Raw genomic sequence first — 25144 nt, forward strand, 5'->3', positions numbered from 1 at the left:
ACTTTTTTATTGCTTTTACAATTATATTCATTATTTTTATAATGTCTTAATTATATTAATAATATTATCTACAATTAATTTATATCCTACTATATAAATTATACATATATAGTACAAATCTTTAATATACTATAATAAGAGCTTTTATAATCGTCAACCTAAGAAGTCGGCTAAATTATATAGGTTCTTTTGTTAGGGAGCATATGCTCCCTTTTTGTCCTTCGTAATACTTTATGAAATCATAAATCTTAACTAATCTATTTAAATCTGTACGGCTTGCACCTGTAACTAAGTCCATATGATTGTCTGATACCTCTTTAATGAACTCATATAATTCATCTATATCTATATATTCTTTTTTCATTCTTGGAATATTCTTCAAACAATCTTTTATACTATAAGTAGTTTTTAATTCAGCAATACTTGTCTGAGTAATCTTATTTTTCCTTAAATCCTTTTTTATTCCCTCTGTTAGATACTCTCCATAAGTAGTCTTCTGATGTTTCTTTATTGATGGGTGTAATTCTCCTTCATATCCTCGTATATACTTATGCATTGGTATACTTTGGTTATGCTTTATTATATTAGGTAATGATTCTTCTACAACGGCTTTATTATTTAATGGCTTTCCTTCAAATCCTGTATTATAAATGATATCATTAAACAGATCTCTAGCCTCAATACCCTTATAACCTTTGTACCCTAATTGCTCCATTACCCCAAAACCAACTACTGCCTCTACTTCATCTAGCCTATCATCTTCTATATCCATAAGTACATTTAGCGTCTTTGATGGACTAGACTCTAATACTACATTGTATATATCATTTTTTAACTTTTTAATAAGTCTAGGGTTATATGAAACCTTATTTTCTAACAATGTTTCATATAATATAGAAAAATCTTTTATAAATAATTTTGTCATAGAGATAGATTTATCATCTCCTAAATTGGCAAATTCATATTTTGAAACACTATCTGGCTTATCTGTATTATTCCATTCAACAAATATAAATCTATCTTCTAATTTATTAAGATTTTCTTTTGATAAACATTTAGATATTGACGTTAATATTTCCCTAATATTAGTATCTCCTATTTTATACCCCATAAAAATTATAGGATATTCTAAAAATATAGTTAATAACTTTGCTACTAAATATGCATTTCTTTCATTAAACTTTTGATAATCCTTATCATTAATAACTATGCTATTGGGATCTAAACAACACCCATGAATTTTATATATCTCACTAATACCTGTTATTGGTTGGAATAATAACTCTTCTTGACCTACATATATTGAATATTTATATCTAGAAAATATTCTTTCTATTATGCAATCATAATTTGTTGTTATTATTCCTGCAATACTTTTATCTGCAACTTCTTCTAAAAGACCAATTTCTATATCAGTACCTTCCTTAAAATCTTTATTAGATATTTCTTTAAATAAATCTGCTATTTCAATTTTTAATGGTGAACAACCACTGCTACCTACATCAGTGTACTTAGCTCTACTTTCTTTGTACTCACTCGACATATACCATTTCTTATTAAAATCACCTTCTATTAATTCTGCTATTTTAGGCTCTAATCCATTTGAATATTCACTCCTACTTGCTTCATCTTTATACATTTGATATGCAAATTCACTATCTGCTGACAACTTTGCAAAATGTTTTAATAATCCCTCCCAAGTTGGAGCACCCATATACCTTTGTGTTATACCTGAACCTACAAATAAAAATGGTGGAGCAGATACCGATTTCAATTTACTTAATATTTCACTCTTAACATTATCCATGTATAAATTCCCCTTATTATTTCCATTTTACTTATTTAATTTTATCATATTTTGTAGATTAATATTTGATTAATTAATAATTATATATAACAAAAAGCAGGTATTATATCTACCTGCTTTTTATCTCTAAACCATCTTTTGATATATTTTATGTGCATATTCTGCATCATTTAACCCTCTATGAGCATTATTGTTATAGTTGCTCCATTCATCTATACCTAATAATTCAGTTATTGCATCACCTAATTTTGCACCATCTGCTTTCATATCGTAATATTCTTTATGCCATTTTTTATACATTTCCATAGTACAATATTTTTTTCTCCTAAATTCTTTATTGTTTATTCTTTTATAGTTTTCATTTATAAATCCATAATCAAATTTTATGTTATGACCTACTAATGCTAGCTTTTCTGCAAATTCTATAAATTTAGGTAAGACTTCTTCTATAGATGGAGCATCTTGAACCATTTCATTTGTTATTCCGGTTAAATCAGTTATTTTCTTAGATATCTTTTTTGTTGGTTTTACTAACATTTCAAATGTATCAACAACTTCTCCATGCTTTATTTTTAAAGCACCTATTTCTGTAATCTCATTTGTTACTGGTGATAATCCAGTTGTTTCTATATCAAATGCAATATAATTTTGTTTATCTAAATATTTTTTTCTTCTCTTTTTAATCTGCTATTTGCCTTTTTTCTTTGATCTTCAATGAATGTTTCTAATTGCCATGATTTAGTTTCTGTAACTTTTATATTTTTTGTTCCATTTCTTTTATTTTTGGTAAATAAATACTTTCTAATTTTTCAACATTTTCAACTAGGCTTGAAGGTAGACAATACTCGGGATTGTTTAATTGCCATATAAGATGTTGCATTTCATTTAGAATTAATATATATGGTTCTTTTTCATTTATTTCATCTATTAATATTTTTATATTTTCATCTTCTGAACATGATGTTTCACCTAATTTATTAAGTATATCTTTATACTCATCTATAACTTCTTTAATATTGTGAGCATTTCTTTCAATATCTCCATAAAGTTCATTTTTCCTTTTTATTAAGCTCTCTTCATAATCTTTTAATTTTCTTTTCTCTTCAACTTCATTTAATCTTATTTGCTCTTTAATTTCTTCTATTTTTCTTTTTTCTTCAAATTCATTTTGTTTAACATGATTACAATCTTTACATAATCCATCTATTAATTTTAAAAATATCCCTTTTTTATCACATTTACTACATTGATTAAATAACCCCATAATTGCCTCCATAATTGTATGTATTATAGGTTATATTATACTGTTATTTTATTTATTTTCCAACTTGTATTCATATATAAATCTTCTATCATATTTCTTACATTTCTTAGGTTTACGTCCTACATTAACTACTTGAGTTCCAGATATTTCAAAGTTACTTTTTATTTTACCAAACTTCCATTTAGAGATATTTAAAACTTCACATACTTCGTATTTAAACATATCTAATTTAATCTGATGTTCTTTGTATATTTCCAATACTACTTCTGGAGGTTGTTCTAGTAGATGTTTTTTTAATAATTCCTTAACTTCTTTTTCTTTTAAATCTGTATATTTTTTTATACCTATTTTACCTACTATCTTTTTACACTCATTTGTTGTTATTCTATCTATAAGTTTTATTGTATCTCTTATTACAAATACATCTATTTCATTTGGTTCATAAGATTTATAATCTATATTAAATACTTCTAAGAAAATATTATATAACTTATTATCATTTTTATTATTTATATATTTTGCTTTCATTACTTCTTATTATTTTTTGACTTTCTTTTTACTCTTATTATCATTATATCCTTCTACTAGTGTAAACTTTATGCAATATTTTCTGTTCATCGTCCCTTTTCCAAACCTACATAATTTTCTATTGTAATATAGACATTTATCACATACACATCTTATAGGTTTTATTCCTTGTTTCTTTCTTTCAGTAAGTGCATTTTTTGTTCCAGTCATACTCATTCCAGTTTTTTTACTTTTCATATTACATCTCCAATCTCTATATTATCTATTTCTTTTTTATTAAGCACTCAACTATGTCCAACTATTAAATTTATACTAGCAACTATTGACATATGGTAACCTAAACTGATTATCCTTGAAGGCTTAGCTATTTGGACATAGTTACCCACGAAAACTGTGAGTAGCCTTCCAGTAATTATCCCAGTTAGGATAGGTATGTTACGACCATACAACGTTACGGACTAGTACAAGCCATACAATATCTATGTTGATAATTTAATACCTGCTACATCCAACCCCGTAGCCACGTTTTAAATGATATTGCCCTCAAATTGGACTTCCTACCCCACCTATTTTTATTTATGGCTCGTGGTTACCATTCTCACCCCTTCAATATGGTACTAGACATATTTATATGGTGTTGGGATTTGTCCTATCTTAGAACCTTACCCAAGTGTTTAGTCGGCATCACCTGTACTCTGTCGAGCCATTCGATTCGCTATCTTGGTCAAACACACTTCCTTCTAACACCTTTTCGTGGTAAAATAAAATAACCACTATTAAGTTTTATACTTAATAATGGTTTTATTTATTGTTAGCAGATGCTCAAGGTGTTCCATTTACCACTGCTTTTATAGCTGTTATGGGAAATCCAGTTACTGATTTACATGAAGATATGGCTGCTGAACAAAAAGCTCTGGCAACTTATTATCAACTTGTAAATTTAACTGATGACGTTGATATAAAAAATGTACTAAAATTCTTAGGTGAAAGAGAAATAGTTCATTACCAAAGATTTGGCGAAGCTTTAATGGATGTTTATGAATTTGAAGAAAGTCAAAACTTATTTTAATATTATCTAAATATATGTCACCATCAAAATTTAAATAAACATGTTGGTGACATACTCATTTAATAAACAAAGTATAAAAACCTCTTACAGTATATATTGGTAAGAGGTTTTTATATTTTATTTATTAAATTAAACACGATAGTTCTCCTTTGAAGTATTTATTGCATAATATTTATTTAATTATTCAAATGAATATTTCATATGAATTTATCTTTTGTATACATTCATTATTCTGTATCGTAATCTGGTGTATAATCATACTCTAATTCATTTTCGTAATCAAGGTATACTAAGTCTAAACTATTATCCATAATTTCACCTCCTAAATATTTTATAATTTCAAATATGAAAGTTCATCTAATATTCTTTCATTTTAAAATATTATATGCAATTAGTTAACTAAAATTTCCATTTGTTACGAAATTATTTTTTATTTTTAATTATGCTTTTTAAAATATAAAAACTCTACCTACTAATGTAGGAAGAGTTTTTATATACTTGATAATACTCTTACTTTAATATCTTCATTTAATACACTAAATCTTGATATATTATCTATATCCTTAACTAAGTATGATTGTAAATAATCATTTAAGACTCTCAGAGGCATATATTCATATCGATTATCAAAGTAATAATTTAAACTTTTTATATACTTTAAATAACATTTATTAATTCTTAGTTCTACATATAAAGAATCTGTGTTTTCTCTTGATGATTGAAACATCTCTTTCAATCTCATATACGCACACTGAAAATCTTTTGGTAATTCTAAACTACTTAACCTTTCATCTAAAGCTTCTTCTATACTTAAAACGGCAACTCTATTAATAAATAAATCTATATAATAGCAATTTCTGCTATATTTGAATTGATAAAAATCAGTTACTTGGCTCATTGCTACACTCCTTACACTTTATATCTGATTTTTGACTCTTATATTTATTATTTTCAATATACCTTGTTATTTATTCATTAATAATTAATAAAGTTAATTTTGATTGTTGCATAAAAAAATCTATTTTCACTTTATTAAGTAAAAATAGATTATATAATTATATATTTATTATAAAACTCTTCTTGCGTTTACATATGCATTATTATAGTATCCATTCATATCAGATATTATTACTTTCTTTTTACTTGATGATGCATGTATAAATTGGCCATTACCCATATATATTCCTATATGACTTACTTGCCCATTATTTGCTCCATCGGTATCAAATGATATTAAATCACCTTTTTTAATATCACTTTTATTTATATATTGACCAAATTTAGCTTGATCTCTAGAAACCCTTGGAATACTAACTCCTACAGATTTTTTAAATACATATTGAGTAAATCCTGAACAGTCAAAGCTACTTGGACCTTCAGCTCCCCATACATAAGGCTTACCTAATAATGTTTTAGCAAATTCTATAACCTTATCAGCCTTTTGACTACTTGGAACATTAGATGATCCTTTATTACCTAAATATTGACTTGACATATATCCAACTTTTCCATTATAGCTTATTTTTGACCATCCGTTAGATTCTGATATGAATCCTACTTCTGTTCCTATTGACAAAGTAGCTATTTTTGAGTGACTTGTACTTGGGCCCGTTCTAAAGTTAACTGAATTTTCATTTACTACTTTTGTTGATTTTACAGAATTATCTTCTGATGGTGTATTTCCTTTATTTGATAAGTATTGGCTTGACATATATCCTATTTTTCCATTATAACTTATCTTTGACCATCCATTAGATTCTGATATAAATCCTACTTCTGCACCTTTATTTAGTTTACCAATCGATGAGTTACTTGTGCTTGGTCCTGTTCTAAAGTTTACTGAATTTCCATTTACTACCTTTGTTGATTTTATAGTATTATCTGTTGAAGTATTATTAGATGTAGATACATAATCTCCATGTACATATCCTACTTTTCCATTATGCTTAACGTTTACCCAATCACCACTTTTGCCTATATACTCCACAGTATTACCTTTATTTAATTTACCCATTGATGAATGATTTGTCCCTGGGCCTGTTCTAAAGTTTACTGAATTTCCAGTTATTGTTCTATATTCTATATTCATCGCTTGTACATTATTTTCATTTGCACTTGCTATAGTCGCTGACATTGGTAGAACTATAGATGTAGCTACCAATGTAGCAACTGCTTCTTTTTTACTTATGTTCATAATAAATCATTACAGACTTAACAGACTGTAATTAACTCAACTCCTTTCAAGTTTTTTAATAATATCTATATAAAGTAATATAATTTATATAAATCATCTTACTTTACAATTATGTTCTATTTACATTTCATACTCGATATGTATACTGTTTAACTTTATAAATATTTTTTATTTCATTTTAATCTATAATATTATTATTGCAAATTTGTTACTTTTTGTCTATACAAATACTAACTTGTAAAAAACTGACATTTTTTGTAGATTTATACATAAAAAAAGAAGAGGTAAATATTAAATTTAAACTCTTCCTTGTGAGAAATATTTTATTTAAAATCCAGTAGATCCAAATCCACCTTTACCTCTCTCTGTATTATCTAATTCTTTAACTTCTTCTATATTTATATCATATATAGGTTTAACTACCATTTGAGCAATTTTCATTCCTTTAGTTACAACAAATTCTTCTTTACCATGATTTATTAGTATTATACAGATTTCACCTCTATATCCTTCATCTATAGTACCAGGTGTATTTAAAACTGTAATTGAATGCTTAAGAGCCATACCACTTCTTGGTCTTACTTGAGCTTCTGTGTTTTTAGGTAGTTGTATTGATATTCCAGTTTTTATAAGTCTTGTCTCATTTGAAGGAATAACCACCTCTTCTATAGAATATAAATCCATACCAGCATCACCTTTATGAGCAAAATTTGGTATCATTGCTTCTTCGCTTAGTTTTTTTATCTTTAATGTATACATTTTAGTCTCTCCTTTTTTTATTCTTATTTAACTATTATATACATAATATTAATTATATTAAAGAGAGATAAATAATTAGATTAGATTTATTTTGCTATAAAGTATAATAATTTTTTAGGAGGGATTTAATGAACTTATTGCCTGTACCTTGGATGAAACAAAAATTAGAAAGTATTTATGAAGAAAAGTTATACGGTAGCCTATACTTAATTTATAATAATTTAAACTTTAATAATATTAACTTTACTACTTATGATTTAATTAATTTGCTAGATGATTTTAATATTACTATAGATGACACTAATCCACTATATCTATATTTACCGATTGAAGTAAATGAATTTATTAAAAATTTAATATTGTCATTTAAATCTATTTCTAAAGATAATATATATATTATACTTGGTGGATATAAGGAAAATCATCTTAAATGTAGTAATCTAGATTTATCTTATGATTTATATATAAAATTCCCAGAATTAGAAGGTTTAATAGACCATACATATTTAATCGATACTTCAAAATGTTTTGAGATTTTTACATCTTTATCTGACACTCAAAGAATTTATATAAATCCTCTATCATCTTGCACTATATCTGGTTCTATTTTAAATTACAATTTGAAAAAACTTAATCCTGATAATACAAATCATATAGCTTTTGTAACTTTAATGGATGAATTTTTAGCTGACAGTTTTGTTGATTGCTATCTAAAAGGTCTAACTAATAAAAACAATAATTTTAATTATAATGTATAGACTGCCTTGCAGTCTTTTCTTTTTTTATGATAATATATTTAAGTTGTTAAAAAACATTTACGCACTTTATAAAGGAGGTTTATATTTATTGAAACTAGTATTAGCGGAAAAACCATCTGTTGCCAAAACTATAGCATCCTTCTTAGGTGCTAAAACTAGAGGTGATGGATACTTCGAGGGAAATGGTTATATAATAACTTATGCTGTTGGGCATTTAGTTGGCTTATATGATATGAAGGATTATGATAAAGATAGATATTCGGGATCATGGAAGATGGATAATTTTCCATTCATACCTGCTGATAAATTTAAATTTAAAGTAGATAGTTCTAAGAAAAAGCAATTTGATATAGTAAAAAAACTTTTACATAGAGATGATGTAGAATATATTATAAATGCAACAGATAACGATCGAGAAGGAGAGCTAATATCTTTCCTTATATTTTTGCTTGCAAAAAATAAAAAACCTATTAAAAGAATCTTAGTTAATGAATGGACTCCCGAGGATATAACAAGGGGTATTAATAATTTAAAAGATGATTCTGAAATGAGAAATTCACAAGCAGCAGGATACACTAGACTTATTACCGACTGGTTAATTGGTATTAACTTTACATCTGCTGCTACATTAAAATATGGTAACGGAAAGTTACTTAATATTGGTCGTGTAATACTTCCAACTGTAAAATTAGTTTATGACAGAGATATGGAGATACTAAACTTTATACCTAAAACTTATTATGAAATAGAAGGTAACTTTAAGTGTGATAATGGAAATTACAAAGGAAAGTATACAAAGGGAAAAGAAAGTAAATTTGATACTATAGAAGAAGCAAATGAAGTTATAAATAGTATAACTTCAAAAACTGGAACTATAGAAGATAAAAAAGTTACTATGTCTAAAGAGTATGCTCCTAAACTTTTCAGTTTAACCTCTTTACAAGGATATATAACTTCTAAGCATGTGAATTTCACATCAGATAAGGTTTTAAGTGTGTGTCAGTCTCTTTATGAAGGAAAAGGTAAAGGTGGGTTTATAACCTATCCTAGAACTGATTCTATTTATTTAGAAGAAAGTTTAACTTCAAAAGTATCTCAAGCTCTAGATAAATTAAAAGTAGGACTTGAATATGAAAGTAAAATTAAATTTTCCAAAACAAAAAGAGTATTTGATTCATCTAAAGTAGATAGCCATAGTGCTATTATACCAACTTACATAATACCTAATAATTTAAGTGCTGATGAACTTATAGTGTATAACGCTATTAAAGATAGATTTATAGCAAACTTTATGCCTCCTGCTGAATATGAAAATACTGAAATTAAAACAAATGTTGATGGACATATTTTCTTAACTAAAGGTAAAGTTCTTAAAACTAAAGGTTATTTAGAAGTTTATAATAAAGAAGAAAAAGATGATTTACTTCCTATGGTAAATAACAAAGATGTTGTTGATATAATAGATATAAAAACTTTAACTAAGCAAACTACTCCACCTAAGCCTTATACTGAGGATACTTTACTTAAGGCTATGAAAAACTGTGGTAAAAATGTATCTGAAGAAGATACTGCTGTCTTATCAGGTTACTCTATTGGTACATCTGCAACTCGTGCTGATGTATTAAAGAAAATTATGCAAGTTGGATATGTTGGAAAAAAAGGTAAATCATACTTTATATCTGATTTAGGAAAAAATTTAGTAGAAATATTCCCTGTTAAAGATTTATTTGACGTTGATTATACTGGTAAGCTAGAAAAAAGCTTAAGCGATATTCAAAAAGGAAATTTCACTAGAAAAGAGTATCTAACTAATATAATGAGTTTTATTGTTAAAAATGTAGAGCTTATAAAAAGAGATCGACCTAAAAATATTAGTACAGAAAACTATACATACAACCCTAAAACTAAAAAATTCACTAAAGAATCATCTAAAAAAACTGATTCTAAATCATCAAATAAGAATACTTCAAAATCACCTAATGCTCAAAGTGAATCATTAGGAAAGTGCCCTATATGCCAAGGAGATGTTGTTGAAATTGGCAAAGGATATATATGTAATAATTACAAAGAATGTAAATTTGCAATTTGGAAAAGTGATAAATTCTTAGAATACTATAAAAAGAAACCTAATAAAACTATGGTAAAAAGTATACTTAAAAACGGATCAGCAAAAGTTAAATCACTAACTTCTAAACAAGGTGATAAATTTGACGCTATATTAAAATATTATAAAAAAGAAAATGGATATTTCGGGTGGGATATTGAAAGACAAGACTAGGTTGCTAATTTTTAGCAACCTAGTTTTCTTTATCATAAAAAGTTTCATCGATTTTACATCTTGCCATTTTCATAATCTCAGAAAATTTATATCCTTTTAACTTACATCCACACTTTGGACAGTATTCTAATTTTCTAGATACTAACGCTCTACAACTTGGTTCTGGACATCTTACCTTCTGATTTACCTCTGATACCTTAAGCCCACATCTTGGGCATATTGTTCCAGGTCTTGATGAAACATCTTTTCCGCATCTTGGACATTTTATCATTTTATATCCCCCATTGAATTTGACTTTCAAAATATCATTATATATTATGAGTTTTTTATTCTATATGTTACATAAAAAATTCGCTTCGCTCATGTCGCTCAAATGATTCGCCCACACGTGGCTCAAACGACCTACAAATCAGGTCCGTTGCTCAAGCTTAGTAGTGGAAAATTATATTTATTCATAAACCAGATAAAATATAATTTTCTTATATAAAAAAACTCCTCTATAAGTTATTTTATAAAGGAGTTTATATTTAAATTATTTATTTTTTATAGTTGCTTGTGCTGCTGCAAGTCTTGCTATAGGAACTCTAAATGGTGAACAAGATACATAATTAAGACCAAGCTTATAGCAGAACTCTACTGAAGATGGTTCTCCTCCATGCTCTCCACATATTCCTATTTTTAATTCTGGCTTTGTTTCTCTTCCTAACTTAGCACCCATTTTAACTAACTTTCCAACACCATTTTGATCTAATACTTCAAATGGATCTTTTTCTAATAGTTCATTATTTACATATTCCCCTAAGAACTTTCCTGCATCATCTCTTGAGTATCCAAAAGTCATTTGAGTTAAGTCATTAGTTCCAAAGCTGAAGAAATCCGCTTCTTGTGCTATTTCATCTGCTGTTAAACATGCTCTTGGAACTTCTATCATTGTACCTACTGTATAATCTACTTTTACATTTTCTTCTTTTATTATATTATCTATAGTTTCTTTTATCATTTCTCTTATTACTTTTAATTCTTTTACTTCGCCTACTAAAGGTATCATTATTTCAGGTATTACCTTTACTCCTAATTTAATAGCTTCTATTGCTCCATATATTATAGCCTTTGCTTGCATTTCATATATTTCAGGGAATGTTATAGCAAGTCTACATCCTCTATGGCCAAGCATTGGGTTAAATTCTTCTAGATCTACTATTCTTCTTTTTATTTCGCTTACTTCTATATTCATAGTTTTAGCAAGAGCATTTATAGATTCATCATCATGAGGTAAGAATTCATGAAGAGGTGGATCAAGTAATCTTATATTAACTTCTTTTCCATCCATAACTTTAAATATTTCTATAAAATCTTCTTTTTGCATAGGAAGTAATTTATCTAATGCCTTTAATCTTTGTTCTAGTGTATTAGATAATATCATCTCTCTTACAGCAGGTATTCTGTCTTCATCAAAGAACATATGCTCAGTTCTACATAAACCAATACCCTCTGCTCCAAATTTAATAGCAGCTTTTGCATCTCTTGGATTATCTGCATTAGTTCTTACTGCTATGTCTTTATATTCATTTACCCAGTTCATTAATATTTCAAAGCTTCCACTTAAAGCTACATCCGTCTTTTTAACTTCCCCTAAATAAACACATCCACTAGATCCATCTAACGAAATATACTCACCTTCTTTTACAATTGCTAACTCTGTTCTTATCTCTTTATTAAACTCATCTACTTTTATATCTGAGCATCCAGCTACACAACATTTACCCATACCACGAGCTACAACAGCTGCATGAGATGTCATACCACCCCTTGCTGTAAGTATACCTTCTGCGCATACCATACCTTCTATATCTTCAGGAGATGTTTCAAGTCTAACAAGTATTGCTTCTTCTCCTCTTTCCTTAGCGCTAACAACATCTTGTGCATTGAAGTAAACTTTTCCTCTACCTGCTCCAGGTGATGCTGGTAGACCTTTAGCTATAACTGTTGATTTTTCTAAAGACTCATTTTCAAAACTTGGATGAAGAAGTTGATCTAATTGTTTAGGATCTATTCTCATTATAGCTTCTTTTTTATCTATAATATTTTCTTTAACTAAATCTACAGCTATATTTATAGATGCTTTAGCTGTTCTTTTACCATTTCTTGTTTGTAATATATATAATTTTTCTCTCTCTATAGTAAACTCTATATCTTGCATATCTTTATAATGATTTTCAAGTATAGATGTTATTTTCGTAAATTCATCGTATGCATTTGGCATAACTTCTTTTAATGTAGATATATCTTTAGGAGTTCTTATTCCTGCTACGACGTCTTCACCTTGTGCATTAAGTAAGAATTCTCCAAATAATTTATTTTCTCCAGTAGATGGGTTTCTAGTAAAGGCAACACCTGTACCACTAGTTTCTCCCATATTTCCAAATACCATTGATTGTATATTTACTGCTGTTCCTAAATTATGAGGTATATCGTTTAATTTACGATATACTGCTGCTCTTGGATTGTTCCATGACTTAAATACAGCTTTTATAGCAAGCATAAGTTGTTCTTTTGGATTTTCTGGAAAATCTACTTTTATTTCTTTCTTATATAATTTTTTATATTCTTTCACTAGTTCTTTTAAATCATCAACATTTAAATCTGTATCAAATTTATATTCTTTACTTTCTTTTATCCTATCTAATATATTTTCAAATTTATATTTTGGAATTCCCATAGCTACATCTGAAAACATTTGTATAAATCTTCTATAACTATCATATGCAAATCTTTCATTGCTTGTAGCATTAGCCAATGCTAATACACTTGTATCATTAAGACCTAGGTTAAGTATTGTGTCCATCATTCCAGGCATAGAGAATACTGCCCCTGAACGTACTGATAATAATAATGGATTTTTACTACATCCTAGTGATTTATTTAACTCTTTTTCTAAGTGTAATAACTGGCTTTCTATTTCAGTTATTATTTCTTCTCTTATTATTTCATTATTATCATAATAATCATTACATGCTTTAGTTGTAATAGTGAAACCATTAGGAACAGGCAGCCCTATCTTTGTCATTTCTGCTAAGTTAGCCCCTTTACCTCCTAATAAAGACTTCATTTCTTTGTTACCTTCATTAAAACTATAAACATATTTAGCTTCCATCATTTAATCCCCCATCGATTAATATTATAGATTTTTATTTATCACTACTTCTCTCCATCTTTGTGTACTTTAAGTCCATTTTCTTTCATTATATCTATTATAATGCCTGCTGTTTCTTCAATAGCTTTGCTAGAAACATCTATTACAGGGCATCCTACCTTTTTCATTACTTTCTCAGAATAATCTAACTCTTGAAGTATTCTTTCTAGATTTGCATAGCTTGCATTACTAGATAAACCTAATGCTTTTAATCTTTCCTGCCTTATTCTATTTAGCTTTTCTGGAGTGTTTGTAAGACCTATTATTTTTTTAGGATTTATTTCAAATACTTCTTTTGGTATTGGTATTTCTGGAACTAAAGGCACATTTGCAACCTTTATATTCTTATTTGCCAAATACATACTAAGAGGTGTCTTAGACGTTCTTGATATACCAAGTAAAACTATATCTGATTTTAATATACCTCTTGGGTCTTTACCATCGTCATATTTAACAGCAAACTCTATAGCCTCTACTCTTTTGAAGTAACTCTCATCAAGTTTCCTTATAATCCCTGGCTCTCTTTTTGGTTTGATATTTGTCTTATTTGATATCTCCCTAAGTAAAGGTGTCATTAAGTCTATATGGCTTAATTTTTCGTCTTGGCAAAATTCCTTTGTCATTTTTAATAAATTCTCATCTACTAAGGTATACACTATTATTGCATCTTCATTTTTTCCACTATTAAGTATATCCTTTAAAAATCCTCTATCTGTAACATAAGGGAATCTTCTAATCTCATAGTTATCTTCCATACTAAATTGAGATATAGCAGCTTTAGTTACTTGTTGTGCAGTTTCACCAACTGAATCTGATATGACATATATAATTAAATTTTCCATATATTCCTCCTTAATTGTCTGTTAGCTCTAAAAATAACTTTGTTATGTTAGTCTTAGACATTCTTCCAATAACCTTAGCTTGATTAGGGTCATCTTCATGTTCTTCAATTACTGGTATGGAATCAACTTCATGTTCGATTATCTTTTTAGCTGCCACTAAAATCCCTTCTTCTTGACTTACAGTTATTACATTTGGCGTCCTAGTCATTATCATACCTATAGGCATCTTATTTATATCTCCACCACCTATAGTTGCTTTTAATAAATCTTTTCTAGACACTATTCCACATAAGTTTTCATCATCATCTATAATAAATATGCTTCCTACATCAGATAGGAACATTGTTACTATAACGTCGTATATATTTGTGTCTTTTTTAACAACTATTGGCATACTCATTATATCTTTAACTTTTTTATCTTTTATTTTATTTCCGATTAAATTAATTTCGCTAACTCCCGAGTAAAAATATCCAACTTTAGGTCTTGCATCTAATATGCCTGTCATAGTTAATATAGCTAAGTCTGACCTTAGTGTAGCACGAGTTACGTTTAAGTTAGCAGCAATACATTCGCTTGTTATAGGTTCATTAGCTTTTACTATGTCAATTATTTTTAATTGTCTTTGGTTAAGTTGAATAATGTTCACCTTCTTTCATTTGTGCTATACTTTTTACAGATTTTATCTTATATATTACATTATATATCTATATATATCATTCTGTAAACACTTTTTATAAATAAATGTTATACTTTTCTTTTTAGAAGCTTCAATAGTATATCTAATATATATTTATTGGGGTTATATATTAAATAATGTAGCTAAATTGTTTATACTATATAATATTATAATACATTATTGTACATAGTAACCAATTTAATACTAAATTTTTACTAAAATATAAAATTTTTAATATACATATAATTATTTTTTAATATTTTAATTTAAAAATAAGACCTAGGATTATCTCTTAGGTCTTATTATATATTATTTATATACTATTTTAGATAGGTCACATATACTTAACATAGTATCATATATTTGTTTAAGTAATCCTAATCTATTATTTTTTATAACTTCATCTTTATCCATTACCATAACGCTATCAAACATAGCATCTATTGATGGTCTTAATGATGCGAAGCAGTCTAATGCCTCACTATATTTTTTATCTTTTAATAATTCTTTAACTTTATCTTTTGTACTATTAAATTCTTTATATAAAGCTATTTCTGCTTCCTCGACTAATAGTTCTTCATTAACATCACTAGATACAGCCTTTTGAGCTAATGTAGAAACTCTGTTAAATGCTGTTAGCATTTCAACTAATTCATCTTTGTCTAGCCAATTGTTAAGTTCTTCTGCTCTTAAATGCATATCTGATATATCATTTAATTTAGAACTTAATACTGCATCTATAACATCATATCTTATTCCTAAATCTCTAAATAAGTTCTTTATTCTTTCTTTAAAGAATTCCATAATAGAAGATATTACTTCATCTTTATTAAATTCTAAGTTAGAGTAATTGTTAAGAGCTAATTCAACTAAATTAGCTAAATTAACATCTAGTTTACTATCCATTAATATATTTAAAACACCTAATGCTTGACGTCTTAAAGCGTAAGGGTCTTGTGAACCTGTTGGTTGTATTCCTATTGCAAAGAATCCTGCTATAGAGTCTAATTTATCTGCTATAGATAAAGCTATACCAGCATTAGTTTTAGGAAGTATATCTCCCGCAAATCTTGGTAAATAGTGTTCGAATATAGCTTCACTAACTGCCTCATTTTCGCCACTAACTTTAGCATATTCTCTACCCATTATACCTTGAAGCTCAGTAAATTCAAATACCATTCCTGTAACTAAGTCAGACTTACATAATGCAGCTGCTCTTTTAGTATCTTCTTTATCATTTGATAGGTTTAATAAGTCAATTATATTAGAGCTTAAGTTTTCTATTCTTAAAGTTTTATCATACACTGTACCAAGTTTAGCTTGGAATACTACACTCTTTAATTTTTCGTTATAGCTTTCTAAACTCTTCTTTGTATCTTCTTTATAGAAGAACAGTGCATCTTCAAGTCTAGCTACTAAAACTTTTTCATTTCCTTCTTTAACTTTATCGATTCTATAATCATTACCATTTCTAACTGCTATAAAGTTAGGTAATAACTTACCATCTTTAACAACAGGGAAATATCTTTGATGTTGTTGCATAGGAGTTGTTACAACTTCTTTAGGTAGTTTTGCATAGTCTTCATTGAATTCTCCATAAAATGCTGTTGGATATTCAACTAAATGAGTTACTTCTTCAAGTAAATCTTCATCAAACTCAACTTCTCCACCTAATGAATTAGCAACTTCTATACATTGTTTTCTTATAATATCTTTTCTTTTATCTTGGTCTAATATTACAAAGTTTTCTTCTAGCTTATTTAAGTAATCTTGTAGCGAATTAACTTCAAATTCACTTTGTCCTAAGAACCTATGACCCTTAGTAATATTAGATGATTTTATACCTTCTAAGTCAAATTCTAATACATTATCATTTAATAAAGTAACCATCCATCTTATAGGTCTAGCAAATCTCATATTTTTACCGCCCCAACGCATAGCTTTAGGGAATGTTACACTTTTTACAGCTTCTGGTAATATAGTTTTTAAAACTTCGCTAGTTTCTTTGCCAGCTTGTCTTATTGTTCCAAATATGTATTCATCTTTACCTACAACTTTAAATACTACATCCTCTTCTTTAAGACCTTTACTTTTCATAAATCCAAGTGCAGGCTTTGTAAAGTTTCCATCAGCATCTAACGCTATTTTCTTAGATGGTCCCTTTACTTCTTCTTCTAGATTACTTTGTTTTTCACTTATTCCATAGGCTATAAAAGTTAATCTTCTTGGAGTTCCATAAGTTTTTATTTCATTAAATTCAATTCTATTTTCATTGAACATCTTTGTTAAGTTGCTTTTTATTTGTTGTAGCGTACTACTTACAAATCTTGATGGTAATTCTTCAACACCAACTTCAAATAAAAGGTAGTTGTTCATTATCTATCACCTTCCTTTAAAAGAGGATATCCTAATTCTTCTCTTTGTTTTACAAATGCAGCTGCAACATTTCTAGCCATATTTCTAACTCTTCCTATAAATGATGCTCTTTGACTAACACCTACAGCTCCTCTAGCATCTAATGTATTGAATGTATGAGAGCACTTTAATACATAGTCATATGCTGGCACTACAAGGCCTCTTTCCATAAGTTTTAAGCCTTCTTTTTCATATGTATCAAATAGGTTAAATAGCATATCTGCATCACATTCTTCAAATGCATACATAGAGTTTTCATATTCAGATTGTTTAAATACATCACCGTAAGTTATTTCATCGTTCCACTTAAGGTCATATACACTATCAACTTCTTGAATGTACATTGCAAGTCTTTCTAATCCGTATGTAATTTCTCCAGTTTCTAGTTCACATTCTATACCACCAACTTGTTGGAAATACGTAAATTGAGTTATTTCCATTCCATCTAACCATACTTCCCATCCAAGTCCCCAAGCTCCAACTGTAGTTGATTCCCAGTTATCTTCAACGAATCTTATGTCGTGTTCACTTGGATCTATTCCTATAGCTTCTAAGCTTCCTAGATATAATTCTTGTATATTATCTGGTGATGGCTTAAGTATTACTTGGAATTGGTGATGTTGATATAATCTATTAGGGTTTTCTCCATATCTACCATCAGCTGGTCTTCTAGATGGCTCTACATAACAAACTTTCCAAGGCTCTGGACCTAATGATCTTAAAAATGTGTTAGGGTTCATTGTTCCTGCACCTTTTTCAACATCATATGGTTGCATCATTATGCATCCTTGATTAGCCCAATAGTTTTGTAGCGTAAGTATCATATTTTGAAAATTCATAATAATACCTCCTATAATAAAAATTTCACTTTCCTATAATATAACAAAGCCTTTCGTCTACACGAAAGGCCTTTAAATAGCTCTTTTCTAACTTTTAGAATATCAAATTCTATAAATTTTGTCAATGTAGATATAATTAAGTAAACTATACTGCATTTAATTATTTATATCATTTTTAATGTCTTCTTTGATAAGTTCATCTGTTATATCTTTATCATCTTTTTTATTGTCTACTACAACATCTTTTACGTCTTTGGCTGTGTTAGTTAACATTTGCTTTAACATATTAAGTTTTTCTTCGTTTAATTCTCCTAAATCAACAATAGTTCCATCATCTTCATTTTGAATTTTTATTCTAAATTTACCTATAACTGCTGCTGATAATCCTACTAAAGTTACTAATGGTCCTAATGCTATACCTACAACTCCAACTGTTAAAGGTATATTCACTATAATTTTATCATTCTTTGTAACCATAACCCTTATTACACTACTTCTTTTAATAAGTTCTTTAGCTTGTTCTTTTACGTGTGTAAAATCTTCTCCAAATTGTTCCTTAAATTCTTTCATATCATCAGAGTCTTTATTAAAAACATCTTCAATTTTTTGTCTAGCTTGCTTTGTTTTTTTGCTTATTGGGTTTATAGATTCTAACGCAATAACTGCTTCTATTATATCTCCATTTGAATCTATAAGTGCTTGTTTAACCTGTGCATAAGTAGCATTTGGAACTCTTGATATTACTGCATCCATTTGTTCAATAGTTATATTACTATTCATCCTTATCAACTCCCTTATTATTTTGAATATTTTGTAGTAGATATAATGATTTTAAATTTACATTATCAATATAGGTATTTAGATATTTATTTAATATCTTTCCCAATTCATATGTTATATATTTTGAAACTTTTGCCTTACTACACTTCAATATGTCATTACTTAATATATATTCCATAAGCTTCACAGTAGTTACGTCAATTTTTAAATTATTTTCAGTATGTTCACTACATATTCCACATAATATGCCACCCTCATCTACATTAAATACAGGTTTATTTAAATCTTCACTTCCACAACTTGAGCATCTATTTACTACTGGCTTAAATCCTATATAATCTAAAAATTTTATCTCAAAAGCTCTAGTTATAAATTGTTTATCTACATCATTTTGAGTATATAAATGTAGAGTTTGTGCAAGTAGTACAAATAGTCTATTATTCGTTTGATTTTCTAATGTAGATCCTTCTACTAGTTTTGTAATATATGTAGCGTATGAAAATGCATCTATATCATAAGATATATCATAAAAACTTTTTATTATATCACTTTGACTTACCCTATACATATTCCCTTGTTTTTTTAGAGTATAATTGGAATAGGAGAAGAGCTGCGATGATGAAAGGAAAGAACTTTTATTTCTCTTAGCTCCTTTCGCTAGAGCAGCTACTTTTCCAAGTTTCCTAGTAAACAAAGTTAATATTACATCATTTTCTTCATATCTTACCGCTTTAAGTACTATCCCCTGGGTGTTCAAGATTATCATAGTCGCTATCTATCTCCCTTATATCTTCATTTTCTTCATGCAGGCCTTTAAAGTCATTTAAATACATATATGCTTCTATACTACCTGTCTTTTTAAAAACTTCCCAACATAAATTGTTCATTTTTAAAAACCCCCTCCTTACATTTATACTATATTTTTAGTAAGAAGAGGGTAAATAATACATAAAGTTATTAAACAATTTTTGACAATAATACAGTAGTTATAACAAGGTATATTGCTATCCCAGTTATATCAAGCACTGTAGCTATAACTGGCGCTGAAATTATTGATGGATCTAAATCTAATTTTTTTAAAAATACTGGTATAAATGCTCCTATCATTGCTCCAACTATCATATTTATAAATAATGATAAAGATACAACTAGGACAATATCTATATCTTTAGTAAATACAAATATAACCATAGCAAGAATTATACTACATATAACTCCTGTAATAAGACCTACTATACCTTCTCTTATAACATTACTAAATTCTAAATCTTTATTTGATAATGCCATAACGGTAAGTGCAGAAGATTGAGTTCCTATATTTCCACCCATACCTATAACAACCGGTATAAAAAATACTAAAGTTGCATAAGTAGGATTCATTATAAAGTCTAAGTTAGAAACCATCATTGCAGATAATAACCCTCCGATTAATGTTATTATAAGCCATGGCATCCTTCCTCTAACTGATGATGAAATCTGATCTTTTAACATTGGATTTACTTTTTCCACTGTGTCTCTTTCATGCTCTGAAGAACCTGCAAACTTATACATATCCTCTGTTGCCTCTTCTTCTATAACATCAATTATATCATCAACAGTTATTATACCTTTTAATTTTTGGTCTCTATCTATTACGGGTATTGCTATTAAATTATATTTCGATACTAATCTTACAGCTTCCTCTCTATCTTCATCTACGAAAACTGATATTATATTTTCACTCATCAAATCTTTTATAATACTAGAATCTCTAGAAGTTATTAGCTCTCTTAGAGATAATACACCTACTAATCTTTCTTCATTATCTACTACGTATATATAATAAATAGTTTCCGCATCTTGAGCATTTTCTCTCATATGCTCTATTGCTTCTTTTGCAGTCATATCCTTATTTATTTCTATATATCCAGTAGTCATTATTCCGCCAGTAGATTCTTCTTCATATATTAATAGTTCTTTTAAATCATCTGCATCTTCTTGACTTAAAAGTTCAATAATTTTTTCTCTTTCTTCTACTTCTAACTGACTTAATATATCAGCCATATCGTCAAGAGACATTAATTCTAGTATATTTTTTCTATGGTCTACATCTATTTTTGATAATATTGTACTAAAAAATTCAACGTCACTTTCTTCTAATATAGATGCTGCCATATCAAGAGGAAGAACTTCAAATAATTTTATTTTCATGTTTTCCTCTAAATGCTCCATTATATCAAAAATATCTATTATATGATATTCTTCAAGTAACTCTCTTAATTCTAATACTTTATTATTTTCAATTAATATTTTGACTTCACTCAATAAGTCCTGGGACGCATCCTGTTTCCTATCCATATAATCCACCTTTATTTTTCAGTATATCCAAAGTTACTTACAGAACTTTGTAAATTTCTCCAATTCTCTTTTACTTTAACCCATAATTGAAGATTTATTTGAGATCCTAAAAGTAATTCCATATCTTCTCTTGCTGACTTTCCTATTCCTTTTAGTTTTCTACCATTTTTACCTATTATTATACCTTTATGAGAGTCTCTTTCGCAATATATTACTGCAGAAACATCAACAATTTCTTTACCTTTTCTTGGTTTCATCTTTTCAATTTCAACAGCAACACCATGAGGTATTTCATCATGAATATAGTGAAGAACTTTTTCTCTTATTAATTCTGATACTAAAACTCTTTCTGGTTGATCTGTTATCATATAATCTGGGAAGTATTTAGGTCCTTCTTCTAAATGTTTTGATACTACCTGTAATAATTCCTTAACATTTCTTCCCTTTAATGCTGATATAGGTACTATTTGCTTAAATACACCTTCAGCATGATACATCTTCATCATATCAAATAAATCTTGCTCTTCTATTTGATCCATTTTATTTATAACTAAGACTACTGGAGTATTTATTTTCTTTAAGTCTTCTATTATCATTCTATCTCCAGGGCCTATTTTTTTAGAATCATCTACTACATATAATACTACATCTACATTTTTAAATGCATCAGTAGCAGATTTAACCATAAATTCTCCTAATTTATTTTTAGGCTTATGAATTCCTGGTGTATCTAAAAATACTATTTGGCATTCTTCATCTGTATAAACTGCCTGTATTGTATTTCTTGTAGTTTGAGGCTTATCACTCATTATAGCTATTTTTTCTCCAACTACATTATTCATTAAAGTAGATTTCCCTACATTTGGTCTTCCTACTATACTAACAAATCCTGATTTAAACATATTGTCATTTCTCCTATCATTTTCTTTTGTACATTATAAATTCTCTTTAAAATCACTTCCTAGGAAGTGATTCGGTAATAAATCTTTTATTATCTGATTTGTATTTACCTAGTTTATATTCATTTTACTATCTATAGATTTATATTATAAAAAATAGATAATAAATATTCTTAATTTAATATAATTTAATATTAATATTTTTGTCTAGTATGTTCCATTATAGCATAAAAAGAAGTCTTAAAGACTTCTTTTATAAACATTATACACTCTTTTTCTATTATAATTCATTAAATTTAATATTATATATTATTTTATGTAAAAAACACTCATTTGGAATATTAGTATTCCTATTAAAGTACCTAAAATCCCACCTGCTACAGTTTCCCAAAAAGTATGAATTTTTCCTTCTATCCTACTTTGTGCAACTAATACTGCCATTAAGTAAGCTAGTGTAGATGCAACTACTCTTTCCGTCATAAATGTAATTCCTGTAGCCATAGCAAACGCAAGCGCTGCATGTCCACTAGGCATTCCTCCTTTTAAAGGAGTACCCGTTGATGTCATTGCCTTTACCACCACTACAGCTATAAGTACTAACACAATACAGATTAATGTTATATGAGGTTCTGATTCTCTAATCGTATACATTAGCCTTACTGATATATCGGTTATTTTATCATAAAATAATAGATATCCAACTACAACAGAATTTAGTGCTGCAATTAGCACTCCACCAGCAGCAACGTCTTTAGCAATTTTAGCAAGTACATTATATTCTTCAGTTATCATATCAATTGTTTTTTCTATAGCTGTATTAAACATTTCCGATATTACAACTAAGCTTATGGAAAATATTAATATAAGCATTTCTACCCTTGATAAATCGAAAAATAAACTTGCCACAAACACTAATACGGCAACAAAATAATGTATTTTCATATTTCTTTCAAACTTAAAGGTATATATTATCCCCTCTATTGCCGCATTAAATGCTTTGATTATCCCCTGACGAGTTTTTTTAGATTTCATAAATTACTCCCTTGTTATGTTTAGCTTGTTTAATATATATTCTTCCTTTTGTCTCATTTCTTTTGTATTTTCTTCATTATCATGATCATAACCTAAAAGATGGAATGTACTATGACAAACTAAAAAGCATACTTCTCTTTCAAAACTATGATTATATTCTTCACTTTGTTCAAAAGCTCTTTCTAAAGATATTACTATATCCCCTAAAGACTCCTCTTCGACTTCTATATCAAATTCATCACTTAAAAGAGGGAATGATAGTACGTCTGTGGCTCTATCTACTCCTCTGTATTCTCTATTTAATTCATGTATTTCTTTATTATCTACAAATGATAAACTAACTTCATATTCATCATCATACCCTTCATAATCTAAGCATTCTACGATTATATCTTTTATTTTCTCTATTAATTCTTCACTTACTTGTATTTTATCTTGTCTATCATCTATTATAAGTTCCATATCTTTTTCTTCCTTTGTTAAAATTTATATTATTTTTTATCCATTTTCTTTTCTTCTTCTTTGTCAAACTTTTCATAAGCTCTTATTATTCTTTGAACTAACTCATGTCTTACAACATCTTTATCGCTTAAAGCTATAGAACCTATGCCTTCTACATCTTTTAATATTGCTGTAGCTTGTAAAAGTCCACTTTTTTTCTTATTAGGTAAATCTGTTTGTGTTAAATCTCCAGTTACTACTGCCTTTGACCCAAATCCAAGCCTAGTTAAAAACATCTTCATTTGCTCTGGTGTTGTATTTTGAGCTTCATCTAATATTATAAATGCATTATCTAATGTTCGCCCTCTCATAAATGCAAGAGGTGCAACTTCTATAGTCCCTCTTTCTAAGTATTTAGCAAACTTTTCCGGCCCTAACATATCAAATAAAGCATCGTATAAAGGTATTAAATATGGGTCTACTTTTTCTTTTAAATCTCCTGGTAAGAATCCTAAATTTTCCCCTGCTTCTACTGCTGGTCGAGTTAATACTATTTTACTTACCTCATCTCTTTTAAATGCTTTTACAGCCATAGCCACAGCTAAATATGTTTTTCCTGTTCCTGCTGGTCCAATACCAAAAGTTATGTCATTTGATTTTATAAGATTTATATATTTTTTTTGCCCTAATGTTTTAGGTTGAACTGGTTTACCTTTTTTAGTTACAACTATAACATCTTCAAGTTCTTTAAGTTGTTCTTGTTTTCCTTCTAATAATAAAGACAGTGAGTATGATATACTTTGCTTATCTAAACTTTTTCCATTTGATACTGTTTGGTGAAGTTCATTCATAAGTTTTAATGCCTCATCTACATTCTTCTCTTGCCCCATTAAAACTATATTACCTTCTCTTAGTATTACATCTATATTTAAAGTTTCTTCTATTAATTTTATATTTTCATCAAAATTTCCAAATAACTCTCTTTCAAATTTTTCTTCTGAAATTATAAACTTCTTTTGTACTATCAATT

Annotated in this window: 25 protein-coding genes; 3 read left to right on the top strand and 22 right to left on the bottom strand. The window is 28.1% G+C overall.

All coding sequences use genetic code 11. The annotated features are described in order from the left end of the window. Window positions 1-175: 175 nt before the first annotated feature. The 5 genes from BN899_RS11480 to BN899_RS11500 form a co-directional block, all read right to left on the bottom strand. Complete coding sequence (locus BN899_RS11480) at window positions 176-1807, bottom strand: SIR2 family protein (RefSeq protein ID WP_052356838.1); 1632 nt, start codon at window positions 1805-1807, stop codon at window positions 176-178. A 126-nt stretch (window positions 1808-1933) separates the two neighbouring features. Next, window positions 1934-2491 (bottom strand): 3'-5' exonuclease, encoded by a 558-nt coding sequence (locus tag BN899_RS11485; protein ID WP_042275551.1) that lies wholly within the window; start codon window positions 2489-2491, stop codon window positions 1934-1936. Between the two features lie 70 nt (window positions 2492-2561). Beyond that, window positions 2562-3071, bottom strand: coding sequence for a hypothetical protein (locus tag BN899_RS11490; protein WP_042275554.1), 510 nt, complete (start codon window positions 3069-3071; stop codon window positions 2562-2564). A gap of 48 nt (window positions 3072-3119) precedes the next feature. Next, window positions 3120-3599 (bottom strand): hypothetical protein, encoded by a 480-nt coding sequence (locus BN899_RS11495; RefSeq protein ID WP_042275557.1) that lies wholly within the window; start codon window positions 3597-3599, stop codon window positions 3120-3122. 9 nt (window positions 3600-3608) lie between these two features. Further along, window positions 3609-3836: a hypothetical protein gene (locus tag BN899_RS11500; RefSeq protein WP_042275560.1), complete on the bottom strand. Its 228-nt coding sequence runs from the start codon at window positions 3834-3836 to the stop codon at window positions 3609-3611. 571 nt (window positions 3837-4407) lie between these two features. Between BN899_RS11500 and BN899_RS11505 the strand changes: the two genes are divergently transcribed. Beyond that, window positions 4408-4668, top strand: coding sequence for a manganese catalase family protein (locus tag BN899_RS11505; RefSeq protein ID WP_081712247.1), 261 nt, complete (start codon window positions 4408-4410; stop codon window positions 4666-4668). A 490-nt stretch (window positions 4669-5158) separates the two neighbouring features. Here BN899_RS11505 and BN899_RS11510 read toward each other — a convergent pair whose 3' ends face one another. From BN899_RS11510 to dut, 3 genes are all read right to left on the bottom strand, one after another. Then, the gene (locus BN899_RS11510) at window positions 5159-5566 is read right to left on the bottom strand and encodes a hypothetical protein (protein ID WP_042275562.1); all 408 of its coding nucleotides are present in this window, start codon (window positions 5564-5566) and stop codon (window positions 5159-5161) included. 168 nt (window positions 5567-5734) lie between these two features. After that, entirely contained in the window at window positions 5735-6862 is a 1128-nt protein-coding gene (locus BN899_RS11515) for a C40 family peptidase (RefSeq protein ID WP_042275565.1), read from the bottom strand. 327 nt (window positions 6863-7189) lie between these two features. Further along, window positions 7190-7621, bottom strand: coding sequence for a dUTP diphosphatase (gene dut, locus BN899_RS11520; RefSeq protein ID WP_042275568.1), 432 nt, complete (start codon window positions 7619-7621; stop codon window positions 7190-7192). Window positions 7622-7749: 128 nt separating this feature from the next. Between dut and BN899_RS11525 the strand changes: the two genes are divergently transcribed. Both BN899_RS11525 and BN899_RS11530 read left to right on the top strand, forming a co-directional pair. Then, on the top strand, window positions 7750-8379 hold the full coding sequence (locus BN899_RS11525; protein ID WP_042275569.1) for a hypothetical protein: 630 nt from the start codon (window positions 7750-7752) through the stop codon (window positions 8377-8379). Between the two features lie 88 nt (window positions 8380-8467). Beyond that, window positions 8468-10657: a DNA topoisomerase gene (locus BN899_RS11530; protein ID WP_042275571.1), complete on the top strand. Its 2190-nt coding sequence runs from the start codon at window positions 8468-8470 to the stop codon at window positions 10655-10657. Window positions 10658-10676: 19 nt separating this feature from the next. Here the strand turns inward: BN899_RS11530 and BN899_RS11535 are convergent, their stop codons facing one another. The 14 genes from BN899_RS11535 to BN899_RS11600 all read right to left on the bottom strand — a co-directional run bounded on the left by BN899_RS11535 (window position 10677) and on the right by BN899_RS11600 (window position 25142). Further along, a complete protein-coding gene (locus BN899_RS11535; RefSeq protein WP_042275573.1) occupies window positions 10677-10928 on the bottom strand; it encodes a zinc ribbon domain-containing protein in 252 nt (83 codons plus the stop codon). A gap of 261 nt (window positions 10929-11189) precedes the next feature. Then, window positions 11190-13811: a pyruvate, phosphate dikinase gene (ppdK, locus tag BN899_RS11540; protein WP_042275574.1), complete on the bottom strand. Its 2622-nt coding sequence runs from the start codon at window positions 13809-13811 to the stop codon at window positions 11190-11192. A 44-nt stretch (window positions 13812-13855) separates the two neighbouring features. Then, a complete protein-coding gene (locus BN899_RS11545) occupies window positions 13856-14692 on the bottom strand; it encodes a pyruvate, water dikinase regulatory protein (RefSeq protein WP_042275576.1) in 837 nt (278 codons plus the stop codon). 10 nt (window positions 14693-14702) lie between these two features. Continuing rightward, window positions 14703-15341 (bottom strand): helix-turn-helix transcriptional regulator, encoded by a 639-nt coding sequence (locus tag BN899_RS11550; RefSeq protein WP_042275578.1) that lies wholly within the window; start codon window positions 15339-15341, stop codon window positions 14703-14705. A gap of 339 nt (window positions 15342-15680) precedes the next feature. Beyond that, window positions 15681-17747, bottom strand: coding sequence for a glycine--tRNA ligase subunit beta (gene glyS / locus BN899_RS11555; protein ID WP_042275579.1), 2067 nt, complete (start codon window positions 17745-17747; stop codon window positions 15681-15683). After that, on the bottom strand, window positions 17747-18625 hold the full coding sequence (gene glyQ / locus BN899_RS11560) for a glycine--tRNA ligase subunit alpha (protein WP_042275581.1): 879 nt from the start codon (window positions 18623-18625) through the stop codon (window positions 17747-17749). Before glyQ ends, glyS begins: the two co-directional genes overlap by 1 nt. Window positions 18626-18781: 156 nt before the next feature. Continuing rightward, entirely contained in the window at window positions 18782-19405 is a 624-nt protein-coding gene (locus BN899_RS11565; RefSeq protein ID WP_042275583.1) for a DUF4342 domain-containing protein, read from the bottom strand. Continuing rightward, window positions 19398-20171, bottom strand: coding sequence for a DNA repair protein RecO (gene recO / locus BN899_RS11570; RefSeq protein ID WP_042275585.1), 774 nt, complete (start codon window positions 20169-20171; stop codon window positions 19398-19400). Before recO ends, BN899_RS11565 begins: the two co-directional genes overlap by 8 nt. Further along, window positions 20137-20292, bottom strand: coding sequence for a YqzL family protein (locus tag BN899_RS11575; protein WP_071162450.1), 156 nt, complete (start codon window positions 20290-20292; stop codon window positions 20137-20139). The genes recO and BN899_RS11575 overlap by 35 nt, the downstream gene beginning before the upstream one ends. Before the next feature lie 70 nt (window positions 20293-20362). Next, window positions 20363-21742: a magnesium transporter gene (mgtE, locus tag BN899_RS11580; RefSeq protein ID WP_042275587.1), complete on the bottom strand. Its 1380-nt coding sequence runs from the start codon at window positions 21740-21742 to the stop codon at window positions 20363-20365. An 11-nt stretch (window positions 21743-21753) separates the two neighbouring features. Then, window positions 21754-22644, bottom strand: coding sequence for a GTPase Era (gene era, locus BN899_RS11585; RefSeq protein WP_042275588.1), 891 nt, complete (start codon window positions 22642-22644; stop codon window positions 21754-21756). Between the two features lie 306 nt (window positions 22645-22950). Further along, entirely contained in the window at window positions 22951-23673 is a 723-nt protein-coding gene (locus tag BN899_RS11590) for a diacylglycerol kinase (protein WP_042275590.1), read from the bottom strand. Between the two features lie 3 nt (window positions 23674-23676). Further along, window positions 23677-24135, bottom strand: a complete 459-nt coding sequence (gene ybeY, locus BN899_RS11595) for an rRNA maturation RNase YbeY (RefSeq protein WP_042275592.1) — start codon at window positions 24133-24135, stop codon at window positions 23677-23679. 29 nt (window positions 24136-24164) lie between these two features. Beyond that, entirely contained in the window at window positions 24165-25142 is a 978-nt protein-coding gene (locus BN899_RS11600) for a PhoH family protein (protein ID WP_042275594.1), read from the bottom strand. Window positions 25143-25144: the final 2 nt, after the last annotated feature.

Origin of the sequence: Faecalimicrobium dakarense (assembly GCF_000499525.1) — a bacterium.
GTDB lineage: Bacteria > Bacillota > Clostridia > Peptostreptococcales > Peptostreptococcaceae > Faecalimicrobium > Faecalimicrobium dakarense.